Raw genomic sequence first — 16,635 nt, forward strand, 5'->3', positions numbered from 1 at the left:
CCTAATTTTGGGGCCGATTCTACCGCACACGACATTTTAGGGCTAGAGCTTATGGGTTTATTGACAAGATTGGGGATTTCACTGGGATTACTCGCCCTAGGTGGTACTGTGGGGGTGCTAGGAAATCAGTATTTAAGCAGAAAAGCGCCCCTAGAGGTAAATAAACCGCCAGCAATCCTCCCCGCTTCCCTCTCTCTCCCTGTTATTCCCCAAACCGACGGTAATGTTAATTTTATCGCCCAGGCCGTGCAGAAAGTTGGGCCGGCGGTGGTGCGGATTGACTCGGCCCGGGAAGTGGCCGACCAAATTCCCGAAGAATTTAAACAGCCCTTTTTTCGGCGCTTTTTTGGTAATGAAGTGCCGATTCCCAAGGAGCATTTGGAACGAGGAACCGGTTCTGGGTTTATAATTAGTACAGATGGACTACTTTTAACTAATGCCCATGTGGTGGAAGGGACAACCCAAGTAAAAGTGACTCTGAAAAACGGTCAAACTTATCAGGGTAAAGTCCTAGGGGTTGACAATATGACCGATGTGGCCCTGGTGAAAATCGAGGCGGAAAATTTACCGACGGTGACTTTTGGCAAGGCCGAAACTTTAATACCTGGGGAGTGGGCGATCGCAATTGGCAATCCCCTAGGCTTAGATAATACGGTTACGGTGGGCATTATTAGCGCCTTGGGCCGGACTAGCAGCGAAGTGGGGGTTCCCGATAAACGGGTTCGTTTTATTCAAACCGATGCCGCTATTAACCCCGGCAATTCTGGTGGTCCGTTGCTAAACGCCAAGGGGGAAGTTATCGGTATTAATACGGCAATTCGGGCCGATGCCCAGGGTTTAGGGTTTGCCATTCCCATCGAAACCGCCCAAAAAGTGGCGGGACAGCTATCTAGCAAGGGTAAAGCGGAACATCCCTACATCGGTATCCACATGGTGACGCTAACCCCAGAATTACGGCAGCAATTGAACGAAACTAAAGAATTAAACTTTAATATTGACCAAAATGAAGGGGTAATCGTCCTGCGAGTGGTGGAAAATTCCCCCGCCCAAAAAGCCGGAATGCAAGCGGGTGATATCATCGAAACTGTGGCAGGAAACCCCGTTAAAACCGCTTCCGATGTGCAGCAAGGTGTAGAAACCAGTGCGATCGGTGGTAATCTGGAAATCGAGATTAACCGCAGGGGTAAACAACAAACTCTCACCGTTCAACCGGGGGTTTTTCCCAGCAAAACTAGCGATTAACCATCCCAACCGGTCAAGGGGCGACTCCTTACCCTACACTGGGAGGAGAGAAAATAGCAGCGGAGCGATCGAAATTGAGGCAGCGGTTACACTTAAAACTATCAATTGGGCGCGGGGCTGCCCTCCTAATCGGTTTGCTGGGATTAACGGCCTGTCAACCTCCCGATCCGCCGACAATTTCGCCGACAGCATCGCCTAAAATTGAGGAAACTGGCCGCTTAATTCTCAATAATGCCACTTTAGAACAGGCTAACCCTTCGGGACAACCCCTCTGGAAAATTCAAGTCAAAAAAGCTACCTACACCCAAGACCAAAAAATCGCCCGTCTGGAAAATGTCAAGGGTAATATCTATCAAGATGGGAAGGTGGTTTTACAGGTTAGTGCTGACCGCGGTGAAGTCTACAAGGAAGGCCAGGAAATTCTCCTCAAAGATAATATTGTGGCTGTGGATCCCCGCAATAAAGCCATTATTAACGCGCCCGAATTGCGTTGGCTACCCAAGGAAGGTATTTTAATCTCCCCCAAAGGGATCAAAGGTAGTCATCTACAACTAGAAGCCAAGGCGCGCCAAGGACGCTACGACACGCGCCAAGAAAAACTAGAATTACAAGGTCAAGTGGTGGCTACGGCCAAGGAATCTCGTGTTGTCCTGCAAACCGAGCGCCTGTACTGGGAAATTCCGCAACAGGTCATTAGTACCGATCAAAAAGTCGCTTTTGATCGCTATATTAGTAAAACTATTATCGATCGCCTTACTGCTATCGGCGGTCGTTGGGAAAGAAAAAATAATCAGGTTATCCTCCAAGAAAACCTCGAATATCGCTCTTTAGAACCACCTTTACAGATTTCTGGTTCTCAGGCAATTTGGAACTATCAAAATCGTACCCTAACGTCTGAGCGCCCCACGGAAATTTTTCAATATCAAGATTCAAATCACTATTACCGGTAATCGTGTGGTGGTGGAATTAGGCAATCGCATCGCTTATCTCAAGGATGGGGTTAAGGGAATTAATCAGAAAACTGGGGCGCAATTGTATAGTCAGATCTTAACTTGGAAAATGTCCGAAAAAATTGTCGAGGCCGAGGGGAATATTATCTATGAACAACAGGAACCAAAATTTAATCTCACCGGCGATAAAGCGATCGGCACCTTAGAAGATAATAACATTGTTGTTAGTAGTAGCTCCCCCGATCGAGTTGTCACCGAGATTTATCCTCGTTAAAGATTTATAGGATCTTCTCGACTTTTTGTGATAATTTTTGCTTATGGAATCGTGAAACGTTTACTGGGAAAGACTTTATCCACGTCCCAAGGAGCAAAATCGATTAAATCCCTGCTAATTTGTTCGCTAGTCATAAAAATTTGCAGAAATAATCCTGGGGAGCAGTCAACGACAATACCGAAAGAAGACGGAGAGGGAGGGATTCGAACCCTCGGTACGGTCTTACGATTCGTACAACAGATTAGCAATCTGCCGCATTCGACCACTCTGCCACCTCTCCAAGATGACATTGTTTTATTCTAACATGAAGGGCCGATTTTTGGCAAGTAATTTTTGGGCAGTTAATCCCTTAAACGACCATCCTCCATATTGACAATACGAACGGCAAAGCCGCGCCAAAGGCGATCGGCGATGTCGAGAATCCGGTTATCGTGGGTGACAAGTAAAATCGTGCAACCTTGTTCTTTTGCCAATTTCTGCATGATTTCCACCACATCACGCCCAGATTGTTTATCTAAGGCCGCGGTCGGTTCATCAGCGAGGACTAATTTGGGATGACTGACGAGGGCGCGAGCGATCGCCACCCGTTGTTTTTGTCCCCCCGATAGATCATGGGGATAATAATCAACGCGGTCCCCTAAACCCACAGATTCCAAAATTGCCGTGGCTTTTTGATCGAGATCTTGTTCTAAAAACTCCTCGTGCAGTTCCAAGGACATCCTAACGTTTTGTTTCGCTGTCAGGAATTTTAGTAAATTATGTGCTTGAAAAATATAGCCAATTTGTCGGCGAATTTTCAGCATTTTGCCCTTAGCAATTCCTAACATTTCTTGGCCGAGAATTTTTAAACTGCCCGCTTGTGCCGATCGCAAACCTCCCATTAAACTCAATAAAGTAGTTTTCCCCGATCCCGAAGGACCTGTTAAGATGACAATTTCTCCTAGATTAATATTAAGATTAATATCAAATAATACCTGTTTACGCAGTTTTCCTTCGCCAAAATAGTGGTTAAGAGAATTGATAGATATAACAGGTTCTAATGAAGTTACAGATTCAATTTGCAGCATTTCCATAGTTGTAACTATCCTCGAAACTAAAAAATATCAGCCGGGTCAGCAGAACGCAGTTTATTCATGGCGATCACTCCAGAAACAGCACACATAATAATTGTCAATATTAATACCATGACAGCACGACTAACCTTCATCATAATTGGTAATTGAGTAGCACTATAACCAAGTTGATACAGTCCGATCGAAAAGAAAAAGCCTGGAATATAACCTAAAATAGCTAATAATAATGAAGCCTGTATTAAGACACCGAGTAAGTAGCGATCGCTGTAGCCCATAGCTTTCATAGTAGCATATTCTGGTAGGTGATCTGATACATCAGCATAAAGAATCTGATAAACAATTACAATACCAACAATAAACCCTACCATTACCCCTAAACCAAAAACAAAACCAATCCCTTGAGCTTCCCAGTAATTAATCTCATTTTGAGCTAATTGAGCCGGAGTAAACACTTTCACATCTTTGGGTAAATTAGCTGTCAATTGTTCCTGAATTTTTTCAACAGAAGCTCCTGATTTTAACCTAATCAAACCCATAGATATTCTATCAGGTTTATTATCGGGAAAGAGGTTAAGAAAAGTCGAATCGCTGGTAATGACATTCCCATCAGTTACAAAAGAAGCTCCTATATTAAATAAACCTATCAAATCTACTGTTTTATCATTCATCTGGATTTCTACATTTCCTTGCTGTTTGAATAAATCAGTCATTGGTCCGTATTCTGGTCGAGATCCTTGATCAAATAGGATTCGGTTGAGTTGGTTTAACTGTGATTGATGTGACTTAATTTCTGTAGGGAGAAAAGGTGGATTAACAGGATCAATTCCCCAAACTAAAATATTGCGATTGATTTGAGTTTCAGGATTGCGCCACTGAGCAAACCCTATATAGATAGGTAAAACTGATTCTACTTGTTCATAAGCGAGGGTTTGAAATAATCGTTCTCTCGGAAATTGTTTAACCAAGTATAGGGTTTGAAACTGAGAGTTTACTAAGACTAGATCCCCTTGTAAAAGTTGATGAGATTTCGCAGCACCATCAAACAAAGCATCTAACATTCCTAATTGGAAAAACATAAGAATATCAGCAAAGGCAATTCCAGCGATCGCAACGCTAAGACGAATTTTTTCTTTCATTAGCTGAAGTAAAGCTAGGGGGGTTTTACGGAACAGTTTCTTGGGCATATATTGGCTCAATATTAAGGGTTTAAGAATTAGGATTGTCAACTTGTATTTCTACTTGTACTTGCAAATTAGTTAAGCTGGCTACCCGTTGACTATCTTGAGAATTGAGACGAATTTTGACTTCTATGACTCGGCGATCTAGGTTTTCTCCCGGTTGACTACTAAAGACATTTTGCCGATTTACTTGTAAACCAATTTGAGAGACAGTACCCTTTAATTTACCCGAAAAAGCTTGGCTAGTAATGACAGCTTGTTGTCCCAGTTTCACTTTATCAATATCAGTTTGATACACCTCTGCTACAGCCACCATATCATTTGTTTGTGCCAGTTCTAGCAAACCAGAATCACCAATTTTTTCGCCAACTCGCGTATGAATTTTGAGAATTTGTCCGTTAATAGGACTCTTGATGTAAACTTGATTTAAGTTAATCTCTGCTTGTTGTAAATTAGCCAAAGCGTTATCAACTTCCGCTTGAGCAATTTGTATATCAACGGGACGAACTTCAGCCACTTGATTAAGGGTGGCTTTTGCTTGTTGAATTTGCTGTGTTCCCGTTGCTTTAGTGCGCTCTAAGTTAGCTTGGGCTTCAGCAATTTGTTCTTGATAAGTATTGAGAATACGTTGAAGATTAGCTTGAGCTTCTTTTAAAGATTCTTGCAGAGTTTTTTGTTTGAGACATTTACTCTCATAATCAGAATTTGAGACGACTTCATTTTGATATAAAATTTGATAACGCTGACATTCAGTTTTAGAATTTTCTAGTTCTGCTTCTAACCGAGAAATTGTCGCTTTTTGTGTAGCTGTTTCTCCCTGTAACTGTGCTTGTAGTTTGGCTATGGTTGCTTTTTGTTCCCTAGTTTGTCCCTCTAAATCAGCTTTAGCCTTTTCTACCGTCGCTTTTTGAGCATTAATCTCTCCAACCTTTGCCCCTGCTTTAACTTGAGCTAGACGCGCTTGAACTACTTTTAACTGTTCTTGATTTTGTTTAACTACTGATTGTAAACGGTTACGAGAATCTAAAATGGCAATTACTTGTCCGGCTGATACTTTTGACCCCTCTTTAACTAATAATTGTTCCACGCGATCACCATCTAAAGGCAAGGGAACATCGAGACGAATAACTTCACTTTCAGGTTCCAATCTTCCCAAAGCGGCTACTTTACTAATAGGGGGTGTTGTTGCTTTTGATTCAGGGGTAGCTTGACTACTCCATCTAAGGGGCAAAACTTGATAAACTACACCCACACTGATCACAGTGGTGGCAACAGCAGCAACGGCTAAAATCCAGCGTAAAGGATGGGAATGCTTACATAATGAATCAGTTTTCATGGCTATTTCTTCCGTTTTGTTTTTGCTCTAGATAACTGGTAATCATGTTTAGTTTTCCTCAACTGCTGGATTATATTATATCACACATCCGTTATAAATAATTTAGACACAAAATAGTGACATTTTAGATACTTTTGTGCAGTTTATTCTTGGTGTTCTTAATAAAATATTAATGATTATATAAAGCTAAATTGTCATCAATAAGCCAGATAAAAATTTTGCTTCTATCTGGCCAAATTTGTTTAAGTTTTGATAGCTACTAATGCACAAAATTTATGCTTAACTACCACGGGATTTTGAGAGTAAAATCTCTGATTAGCATAACCAACAAAAGTCTCAAAGATTTGAGGGATTAAAGCCGGATCTAAGGCATCGATAAAACCAGCAGATGCCACAGATTTTAGCATATAATCAGCTATTTGCTCTCCATTAACACAAGGAATAATAACTTCACCATTCCATGCGTTTTGTGATTTAAGATGACCATGACCAAAAGTTTTAATCAAGTAATCGTTATTTTTAGGAAGATTGATATTTATATTTTTGATCATTGCATGAGGATAATCCATTAAAACCTGGGTGAATAGATCAGAAACATCTTTTAAAGAGGAAGAGGTATTGTCAATCATTCCGAAAAAACCACCTGTTTTTAGCACTCTTTCTAGCTGTTGTCTCAAGCGAGTATGATTCATATAGCAAGTTCCCCAACCACAAACCAAACCATCGAGACAATTAGAAGATAAACTCTCTAAAAATGAAAGGCCATCTAACTGAACAAAGCGAATATTGTTCAAATTTTGATTCAAAGCTTTTTCTTGATTTTTTTCGAGCATTCCAGCCGAGAGATCAACAGCAATTATTTGACCTGTTTGTCCAACTGCGTGAGCTAATTTGGTAGTAAAAAATCCAGTACCACAAGCAAGATCGACAATAACTTGGCCTTCTTTAACTGGTAATTTTTCCCAAAGTTCTAAAGCACTACTGCCAAGATTCCGAGAGTAGTAATCGTCGAAAGACACAGCCCCTTTATCATAATCAGCAATAGGGTTAGAATTCACTTGGCTTAGTTTTACCTTAGCAACTTGATAGATCAGCTTTGGCATTTTTAAAAGTGTCGTCATTTTTTTGCCTCTAAATGATAAAAATCAAATAAGAATAAAAACGAGAAAGAGAAAAAAACTAGAGAACACCAGATTAGAATGAAAAACTGGATAGCTATTAGCTTTGAATCTTTTTCAATTCATCAGCAACCGTTGCAACCGTAAAACGAATTTGCTCTTCGCTATGGGTACAACTAATGAAAAAACGTAACCGTGCCGTTTGTTCCGATACAGCCGGATAAATTACAGGTTGAACATTAATACCCCGATAGAAAAGAGCTTGAGAGAGTTGGATACATTGCAAAGAATTGCCAATAATTACAGGAATAACAGCAGAATCGTAGCTTAGTCCTGTATTCAGTCCCCATTCCTTGGCTAACTGGAGAAACAGTTTGGCTCTTTGATGTAAAAGTTCTACACGCTCAGGTTCTGAATTTAATAATCGAATGGCGGCTAAAGCTGCTGCTGCATTGGGTGGGGAAATGCCAACGCTATACACAAAACCGGGAGCAGTATATTTGAGATATTCAACTAGAGCATGGTTGCCGGCAATATATCCACCACAACTAGCGAAAGATTTACTTAAAGTCCCCATCCACAAGTCTACATCTGTAGGGTTAACTCCGAAATACTCCCCAATACCATGTCCTGACTTTCCAAGTACACCAATGGAGTGAGCTTCATCAATCATTAAAGCTGTCTTATAGCGTTTCTTAAGTTCAATAAACTGAGGCAAGTTGGCAATATCACCATCCATGCTATAGACCCCTTCAATAACAATCAAAGCTTTTTGATAGTTCGACCGTTTATCTTTAAGAATTTGTTCGAGAGCTTGCCAATCATTGTGAGCAAAAGAGAACAAATTTGCTCCTGAAAACAAACAACCTTGGAGAACACTATTGTGACTGAGGGAGTCATAAACAATTAGATCATCGGAACCAAAAAGATGACTAATAGTAATGACATTAGTGGAGTGTCCTCCCACATAAATGATCGCATCTTCTACCCCGAGTAAATTAGCAATTTCCTGTTCTAATTCTCGGTGGATGGGCTTTTCTCCTGATGCTACGCGACTAGCTGAGACAGAAGTTCCATAACGATCAATAGCATCTTTAGCCGCTTGAGAAACCTTCGGATCTCCAGACATCCCCAGATAGTTATAAGTTGAATAATTAATCAGTTCTTGCTCACCAATTTGAGTGATATTGCGAGCGACTCCTTGATGAACTTTGAAGTAGGGGTTTTGTAACCCGATGGCTTCAAGTTGCTTCAATTGCTGCTTCATTTGTTGGTAAGCGGGCTGTTGATCAAAGTTAGAAAAATCAACTAAATTCACTGGGGTTGAATTAGCTTTTTCTGTTTGACTCCGCAATTTTTCAAGAAGTTGAAGTTTTTGCTGGGAGGAAAGATTAGCTAAAGTTGGGCTAATATTAGTCATTGTGAAATCTCCTTAGTTAATTATGATGATACAGAATTTAAGAGAGCATCAATTTCTTGAGCCGTTAACTGGTTGAGTTGAGCTAACAACTCCTCAGAAATTGACTCCTCATCTACTGAATTAATGACAGAAACAGGAGAAATAGAGATTTTCTCGGTTAATTGTTCATTCACAAAAACGGCTAGGGTAATCACAGTAACATCTTCAGAAAACTTAGTGATAGGAATATCAACTCCCAAATCAACACTGAGCTTAGTTCTCATTTCAACAGCCATTAGGGAGTCAAAACCCATTGTTTTTAGGGGCTGTTCTAGGTGGATTTGCTCGGCATCTATCCCTAGACTCTTAGCAACTACACCTTGAATATGAGTGAGTAAAATTAAAATGCGATCATTACTGTCAGCCTCTTGCCACTCGGATAAAATGGGTGACTGAGTGCTTGCTAAGGCATCGTTTTCTCCGACATCTTGTGCTAATTGAGCCAATAAGGGAAGGATAAAAGGAGATGAACTCAGCAATTTTGACCAATCAACCGATAAGACCCCGATTTGAGCTAGATCTTGATTAATTAACTCTCCGAATATCTGTAAACCTTGCTCAATTCCTATGGGATTAATCCCCTGACTTGTAAAGCGAGTGTCTAGAGTCGCTGCCATACCGACCAAGGCCCAAGGACCCCAGTTAATACTTAAGCCGGGTTGCCCTAAACTGCGGCGATAGTGAGCTAGAGCATCCATAAAAGCATTAGCCGCAGCATAGTTAGCTTGACCTGCTGAACCCAACAACGAAGCCATGGAAGAAAAACAGACAAAGAAATCTAAAGGCAAATCCCCAGTTAAACAGTGTAAATTCCATGCTCCTGCTACTTTAGGACTCATTACGCTGTCAAAGCGTGGCCAATCTAGCTGTGATAATAAACCATCGTCTAAAACACCTGCAGCATGAACAAGACCACCCAGAGGGGGTAAGGATGATTTAATCTCATTGAGTAGTTTGATAACATCTTCTTGCTTAGAAACATCGGCTTTGAGGACTAGAACCTGAGTTCCTGTTTGCTGGAGTTGTTCAATAACTGCTTGAGTCTCGGCAGTTGGTTCACTTCGTCCGGTTAGAACTAAGTATTTAGCACCTTGAGAAACCATCCAATCAGCTACTTTTAACCCTAATGCTCCTAAACCTCCAGTAATTAAATAACTGCTATCAGAACGGATTTTCTCCAGTTTACTTGTGCTAGAGGTTTTGGTACTATGCTGCACCAGTCGGGCAACATGACGGATTCCTTGACGATAAATCACCTGATTTTCGCTGTCAGGAGCTAATATTTCGGCTAACAGAGGGGATTGAATCTGATTTTCTGAAGCTTCTAAATCCACACATACACATTGTAATTCTGGATGTTCTAGGGCGATCGCTCGTCCCAGTCCCCATAAAGGTGCGTGTTGAAGTTCTAAGGATTTTGCGGAAGAATCTAAGCTTTGGGTGTCTTGAGTCACTAACCACAGACGGGGTAATTTAGAACCTTGTTTTTGCAGTAATGCTTGAACTAAAGATAAGACACCACCACAACCGATAACTTGCGCTTGTTGTAAAGCTTCTAGAGATAAATCTGTAGATGAATGACTTTCACAACTCCATAAATGAACTATTCCTTTTAAGGGAGGTTTATTTTCTAAGCTCTCTTGGAAAAGTTTGGTAAAATCATCAGCAACAAGCGGATTAACCGTATAACTTTGTGAGGTTAGCTTCTGATAGTGAGAACCAACAGAAACCATAATACAATATTCACCTAATTGTGTCAGTTGATTGGCTAAAGATGAACCAATTCCATCACCAGTAGTCAATAGTAACCAAGTGCCAAGATTTTCGGCTCCGGTTAAAGGTAAGTTCAAATCACGGTTTTGTGGTCGCCAAACTATTTCATACAACCAGTTTTCTGCCTCCTCTTTTTGCAGAAATCGTCCTAGTATTTGGGAACTAACACGCTTGACTGATAATCCTTGAATTTGAGCAACTAGTAGGCCACTGTCATCAAATAGATCCACATCTGCGGTGATAGTTTGGGAAGGCTGAGAATAGTCTTGATTTAACTTAACTTGACTCCACAGATGAAGGGGTACAGAACCATAGACTTGATATTTCTCTAAACCTACTGGTAGGTAAGCACCCAGTTGATCTTGTCCTGATAAAGCTGCCCCTAATACTTGTAAACTAGCATCCAGTAAAACGGGATGTAATTTGTAGTTAGAAACTTCATTAACTAAAGATTCTGGTAACTGAATTTTTCCCAGAGCCATTCCTTGATCCTGCCACAGGTCTGTAATGGCTTGAAAACTTGCTCCGTAGTCCATTCCTCGTTGTTGTAATTGTTGATAATAATCTTCAACATTTACGGATTCAAGAGAATCAATTGATAAGTTTTCTAAGTTGACTGGACTGGGTTGAGTAATATCGGTTACTTTGATAATTTTACCCAAAGTATGAAGTGTCCAAGAATCGCCAACAGGATTAAGACTAAAGATTTCAAAGGTATAAGTCTGGGAATCTTGAGGAGTCAGAATTAACTCGATATTTTTGACCTGATTTCCCTCTAGAAATAAGGGCTGTTCAAGGGTTACATCTTCTATCCTGATCGAGTCAGATTTAAAAACATTTATCCCAGCGACAATAGCCATTTCTAGGTAAGCAGTAGCAGGGAAAATAGTGGTTTTTTGAATCCGATGGTCTTGGAGATAATTGGGGCAATCTTGACTGATTTGAGACGCAAAGATAATTGGTTTTAGTGGCGAATGTAACCGTTTTCCTATTAAGGGATGAAAATGTCCATTGCCATTGCTAGAGTATAACTCAAATTGCTGAGTACCCTGAGGATTGTTGTCAGAAATATGTCCTTTACCATTGGTTGACTCAACTCTTGTAGTTGAGCAGTCGGACAATATACTCTCATGGCAATACAATTGTCGGCTAAATTTATAAGTTGGCAGACTCAAACGATGATAGGAATAATCTTTTGAAAATCCAGTCCAATTTACAGGTGTTCCTTTAACATATAATTCTGCCAAACTTTGTAACATTTGTTGCCAATCTGATTTTCTAGATCGCAAACTTGGCAACCATACTCCCTTGCCTTCTGGAATACAATGACTTCCCATTCCTATTAAAATGGGTTGGGGACCAATTTCTAGATAAACCTCATAACCGTGGCTCGCTAGTGTATTCATTCCTGCGGCAAACTCTACGGTCTGGCGAATATGATTTACCCAATAAGAAGGCGTAGCTATTTCGGCTGTCGCTATTTTACCAGTGACATTAGAAATTAAGCTAATATTTGGTTTTGAGTAGGTGATTTCTCGGGCAATTTTGGCAAACTCGGCCAATATTGGCTCCATCAAAGGTGAGTGAAAAGCATGAGAAACTTGTAAGGTTTTTGTCTTCACCCATTCGGTATCTAAATTAGCGACTACTGCATCAACGGTTTGACTGTCCCCAGAAATAACAATGCTAGATGGCCCATTAATAGCAGCGATAGAAACCTGTTTTTCATAAGAAATAATGGCACGTCTGACAGTTTCTTCGTCGGCAGTAACCGCTACCATTTTACCGTTAGACGGTAATGCTTGCATTAAACGACCTCGATAAGCGATGAGTTTTAACCCATCTTCAAGACTGAACACCCCGGCAATGCAAGCGGCCACATATTCTCCTACACTATGACCCATAACTGCACTAGGTTCAATACCCCAAGATTTCCATAATTGAGCGAGTGCGTATTCTATGGCAAATAAGGCGGGTTGGGTGTAAGCTGTTTCATCTATGGGTGAGTTCTCTCCCTCTTGAGGATAGAGAATAGATAGCAAAGGTTTGTCTAAATAGATACTAAGAATCTCTTGACAGTGTTCAAGGGTTCTACGGAAAGTAGGTTGAGTCTCATAAAGTTCCCGGGCCATATTGATATATTGTGACCCCTGACCTGTAAAAAGAAACGCAATTTTCTGGTGTTTCTGGTGCGATAGTTCACCGGTCAAAATTCCCCCAGCTTCTTTGCCCTCAATAATAGCCTCTAACTGGGATTGTAATTGAGTTAAAGACTCAGTTTGAATAGCTAAACAATGAGGAAAATGCGAGCGCCCCACATCAGCACTAAAGCAAAAGTCTTGTAAGTTGATTTGCGGATTTGCTTGAAGATAATTGTGATAACTTGATACTAATTCTCGCAAAGATGACTTAGTTTTAGCGGTAATAGTCAAGATAGCAAGAGATGGTTCATGTTGCTCTTGCTCCAAGGTTTCTGGAACAAATTCTTCTAAAATAACATGAGCATTAGTGCCACCAAAACCAAAAGAAGATACCCCAGCTAATCGCCCTTTTTTACCCTTTTTCCAAGGCTGTAATTGAGTAGGAATAGATAAGGAAGTTCCTTCTAGAGAAATATAAGGATTGAGTTTTTGCAAATGAAGGTGAGGAGGAATTTCACGATTTTGTAAAGCGAGGCAAACTTTAATCAGTGCGGCAATTCCTGCGGCTGCTTCGAGATGACCAATATTAGTTTTTACAGAGCCGATCCAACAGGGCTGATCTAATTGACGATCCTCCATTAATACTTCTTTGAGAGCATTAAGCTCAATCGGATCCCCTAAAGATGTACCTGTACCATGAGCTTCCACGTAGCTAATATCTTTGGCGCTTACCTGAGCTTTGGCTAAGGCTTTTTTAATAACAGCTTGTTGAGCTTGTTTATTGGGTGCAGTTAGTCCATTACTGTGACCATCTTGATTAACTGCTGAACCGCGAATAATTGCATAAATGCGATCGCCGTCTTTAATAGCATCCTCTAGACGTTTGAGGATAACTACCCCACAACCTTCACCCCTGACATACCCATCAGCACTTTCATCAAAGGTTTTACAGTGACCATCAGACGCTAACATCCCTGCTTTTGAGAAATTAATGGTTAATTGGGGAGATAGGAGCAAATTTACCCCGGCTGCTAATGCGAGATGACATTCCCCATCGGTTAAGCTCTTACAAGCTTCATGGACAGCAACTAACGAGGAAGAACAGGCCGTATCTATAGCTAAACTAGGTCCATGGAAATCGAGGAAATAGGATAAACGATTAGCGGCCACGCAAAAAGCGTTACCTGTACCATAGTAAGCATCTATAGACTCATTATCTTGAGATAACAAGCGAGCATGATCATTAGTGCTGATGCCAATAAATACACCTGTTTGACTCCCTGCTAAAGTTTCCGGGGCAATACAAGCATTTTCGAGAGCTTCCCAACTGACTTCTAACAGAAGTCTTTGCTGGGGATCCATATCCACTGCTTCCCGAGGTGCAATACCAAAAAACTGAGGTTCAAAATCATAAACATTCTCTAAAAATCCCCCCCATCTGGTGTTTAGATGCCCAAAATCTTGGTAATTCCATCTTTGAGAAGATACTTCTGTTATTCCGTCTACTCCTTGGCGTAATAGTTGCCAGAATGTTTCTGGATCTTTAGCTTTGGGAAAACGACAGCCAATACCGATAATAGCGATCGGTTCATTTTGAGGTTGTGATGAGGTTTTTTGAGCGACTGTGGATGCAGTTGTAGCTAGAGCTTCAGAACTTAATCCATTTAGGGCTAAATAGCGAGCAACTGCATGAATGCTAGGATATTCATAAACCAGCATGGGAGATACACTTTTTCCGAGCCATTGCTCAAGCTCTCCCGAAAGACTTACTGCCGCTAAAGAACTCAGTCCATAACTTGCTAAGTCTTGTTGAATATCTATTTTTTCTGGTGCTATTTGCAAGATCTCTGCAACTTTTTTAATTAGCCACTCTTCAATTGCTTCTTGGGTATCGGACACAATTTGATTCTGACTGACCTCAGAGAATTCTTCAACAACCTGATAACTTTTGACTTGTTTTAGCAGAGAGTTAATATCTGATTTAAGCTGCTTAAATCCATTCTTATGTTCAGGATTCTTACTCCAATCCCCAATCACATTAAGAGTTCCTGCTAGGAAACTAGCTCGGCAAGCTTGACGTTGAATCTTGCCACTAGATGTCTTGGGAATACTTGCTGTTTTCAGCAGTGCCACGGCATAAACATCTAGTTGATGTTCTTCGGCAACAGAGCGAATAATTTGCTCAATTACCGCTGGTGAGTCTAATTTACGCAGATAGCTTCGTTCGACTTCTTGAACAACTACTAGCCTTTCTTGACCAGCAATTTCCACTGAAAATACTGCTCCACACCCTTGCCGCAATCCCGGGTAACTTTTTTCGACGGTGGATTCAATATCTTGAGGATAATGATTACGTCCTTGCACAATAATTAAATCCTTGAGTCTTCCTGTGATAAATAACTCACCAGCCAGTAAAAATCCTAAATCTCCTGTCCGCAGAAATGGCCCAACCTGGGTATCAGCTAAATAAGCTTTGAAAGTTTCTGCTGTCTGTTCGGGTCGATTCCAATAACCCTGAGCTACACTATCACTAGATACCCAAATTTCTCCTATTTCCCCATCTCGACATTCAGTTAAAGATTCAGGATTCACAATTACAATTTTTTCTGATAACCAAGCGTGACCACAACCAACTAATAATTGAGCATTCGGGGGTTGAGAGTTAATAGTAACGGCACTATTTTCTAAAAGAGCTAATTTATCAACTGCTGCAATCACGGGAGATTGATTTTTAATTCCCCCCGACACAAATAGAGTAGTTTCAGCCATCCCATAACAAGGATAAAATGCCTCTCTCTTAAAACCATAATCAGCGAAAGTATTAGCAAATTTTTCTAAGGTAGCTGCTCGAACAGGTTCGGCTCCAGTAAAAGCTACATCCCAACAACTTAAATCCAGATTTTCTCGCTCTTGAGGGTTAATTTTATCAGCACATAATTCGTAAGCAAAATTAGGACCGCCACTACTGGTAGCGTTGTAGCGAGAAATAGCCTGTAACCATCGGAGCGGTTTTTGGATAAATGCTTCTGGAGGCATAATCACACAAGGAAATCCGACGTACACTGGTTGTAATACGTTACCAATTAGTCCCATATCATGAAATAGTGGCAACCATCCCACACCAATAGTTTCGCTTGTATGTCCAAAGGCAGAAGCAATCAGTTTTTCATTATGAAGTAAATTTTTATGACTAACCATAACTCCCTTAGGCATACCTGTGGAACCAGAAGTATATTGTAGGAAAGCTATGTCCTCTAAAGAAAGATTCGGTTTTTGCCAGTTTTCTGCTTGCTTATCCGGGATGTTATTAGTAGCTAGGCAAGGTACTGTTACTAACTCAGGGTCACTCGAAAATTTTTCCTCAATAGTATTTAATAAGGATGTAGTAGTTAAGGCCAGTTTGGCTTGAGCATCTTTAGTTATTGCTTGTAGTCGAGAGAGCTTTTGATTACGTCGGGGAGGATAAACGGGAACGGCAATAACACCCGAGTATAAACAGGCAAAGAAAGCAATGATAAATTCTTCCTCCGATGGATAGAGCAATAAAGCTCTTTCTCCCGGAGTCATTTGTAACTGAAGTCGAGCCGCCAAAGCTTTTGCTTTTTGCTCTAATTGCTGATAAGTCAGTCTGGCGGTTTCTGTTTCTCCATTAGCCAAAAAGATATAAGCTGTTTGCTCGGCTTGCTGCAATGCTCTCTGGTTCAAAATATCTACAAAAGTAGAAATGTCCTGAAAAATTTCGCCTTCGCCTTGAGATTTTGACTCTACAGATAGATAAAGCATTTTTCCTCTACAACTGATTTCTGAAGTTCTTTTAACATAAAACTAATTACAAGGCCATCGCACGCACTTCAACATAACCTGACAATTGAGAATGGCAAAAAGTTTTGCTGATACAGGGTTTTGGCTTTTGATTGAATATTTGCTTTAGTATTGCTTACGTCAGGTTTATGACTGTTTCGTTACAAAGCAAAAGTCTGAAACGTTTGCATGGTCAATGGTCGAGGCCAAGCTGTATCTGTCAAGAGGTCTTTTTATGCGATTACCCTATCCCTCCTCAAAGACTGCTTACTGTTTTTTATTTTTACCGC

Annotated in this window: 7 protein-coding genes, 1 tRNA gene and 1 pseudogene; 2 read left to right on the forward strand and 7 right to left on the reverse strand. The window is 40.7% G+C overall.

Annotation, left to right across the window (positions count from 1 at the left end):
- Positions 1–51 precede the first annotated feature (51 nt).
- A complete protein-coding gene (locus tag GQR42_RS11925; protein ID WP_158202455.1) occupies positions 52–1,242 on the forward strand; it encodes an HhoA/HhoB/HtrA family serine endopeptidase in 1,191 nt (396 codons plus the stop codon).
- Between the two features lie 74 nt (positions 1,243–1,316).
- Positions 1,317–2,466, forward strand: a pseudogene (gene lptC / locus GQR42_RS11930) (LPS export ABC transporter periplasmic protein LptC).
- 188 nt (positions 2,467–2,654) lie between these two features.
- Here lptC and GQR42_RS11935 read toward each other — a convergent pair.
- The 7 genes from GQR42_RS11935 to GQR42_RS11965 all read right to left on the reverse strand — a co-directional run bounded on the left by GQR42_RS11935 (position 2,655) and on the right by GQR42_RS11965 (position 16,327).
- A tRNA-Ser gene (locus GQR42_RS11935) sits at positions 2,655–2,746 on the reverse strand.
- Positions 2,747–2,807: 61 nt separating this feature from the next.
- On the reverse strand, positions 2,808–3,539 hold the full coding sequence (locus tag GQR42_RS11940; RefSeq protein WP_158200151.1) for a DevA family ABC transporter ATP-binding protein: 732 nt from the start codon (positions 3,537–3,539) through the stop codon (positions 2,808–2,810).
- A 20-nt stretch (positions 3,540–3,559) separates the two neighbouring features.
- Positions 3,560–4,723, reverse strand: coding sequence for an ABC transporter permease DevC (gene devC / locus GQR42_RS11945; RefSeq protein WP_158200152.1), 1,164 nt, complete (start codon positions 4,721–4,723; stop codon positions 3,560–3,562).
- A 22-nt stretch (positions 4,724–4,745) separates the two neighbouring features.
- Positions 4,746–6,053, reverse strand: a complete 1,308-nt coding sequence (locus tag GQR42_RS11950) for an ABC exporter membrane fusion protein (RefSeq protein ID WP_158200153.1) — start codon at positions 6,051–6,053, stop codon at positions 4,746–4,748.
- A gap of 242 nt (positions 6,054–6,295) precedes the next feature.
- Positions 6,296–7,174, reverse strand: coding sequence for a class I SAM-dependent methyltransferase (locus tag GQR42_RS11955; protein WP_158200154.1), 879 nt, complete (start codon positions 7,172–7,174; stop codon positions 6,296–6,298).
- Between the two features lie 97 nt (positions 7,175–7,271).
- Positions 7,272–8,591, reverse strand: coding sequence for an aminotransferase class I/II-fold pyridoxal phosphate-dependent enzyme (locus tag GQR42_RS11960; protein WP_158200155.1), 1,320 nt, complete (start codon positions 8,589–8,591; stop codon positions 7,272–7,274).
- A 20-nt stretch (positions 8,592–8,611) separates the two neighbouring features.
- On the reverse strand, positions 8,612–16,327 hold the full coding sequence (locus GQR42_RS11965) for a type I polyketide synthase (RefSeq protein ID WP_233271365.1): 7,716 nt from the start codon (positions 16,325–16,327) through the stop codon (positions 8,612–8,614).
- Between the last annotated feature and the right edge of the window lie 308 nt (positions 16,328–16,635).

It is taken from the genome of Microcystis aeruginosa FD4, assembly GCF_009792235.1.
Lineage (GTDB): Bacteria > Cyanobacteriota > Cyanobacteriia > Cyanobacteriales > Microcystaceae > Microcystis > Microcystis viridis.

What these genes read in the sequence shown, in the direction of transcription:
- GQR42_RS11925 (WP_158202455.1), top strand. Translation starts at nt 52, where the DNA reads ATGGGTTTATTGACAAGATTGGGGATTTCACTGGGATTACTCGCCCTA.
- GQR42_RS11940 (WP_158200151.1), bottom strand. Translation starts at nt 3,539, where the DNA reads ATGGAAATGCTGCAAATTGAATCTGTAACTTCATTAGAACCTGTTATA.
- devC (WP_158200152.1), bottom strand. Translation starts at nt 4,723, where the DNA reads ATGCCCAAGAAACTGTTCCGTAAAACCCCCCTAGCTTTACTTCAGCTA.
- GQR42_RS11950 (WP_158200153.1), bottom strand. Translation starts at nt 6,053, where the DNA reads ATGAAAACTGATTCATTATGTAAGCATTCCCATCCTTTACGCTGGATT.
- GQR42_RS11955 (WP_158200154.1), bottom strand. Translation starts at nt 7,174, where the DNA reads ATGACGACACTTTTAAAAATGCCAAAGCTGATCTATCAAGTTGCTAAG.
- GQR42_RS11960 (WP_158200155.1), bottom strand. Translation starts at nt 8,591, where the DNA reads ATGACTAATATTAGCCCAACTTTAGCTAATCTTTCCTCCCAGCAAAAA.
- GQR42_RS11965 (WP_233271365.1), bottom strand. Translation starts at nt 16,327, where the DNA reads ATGCTTTATCTATCTGTAGAGTCAAAATCTCAAGGCGAAGGCGAAATT.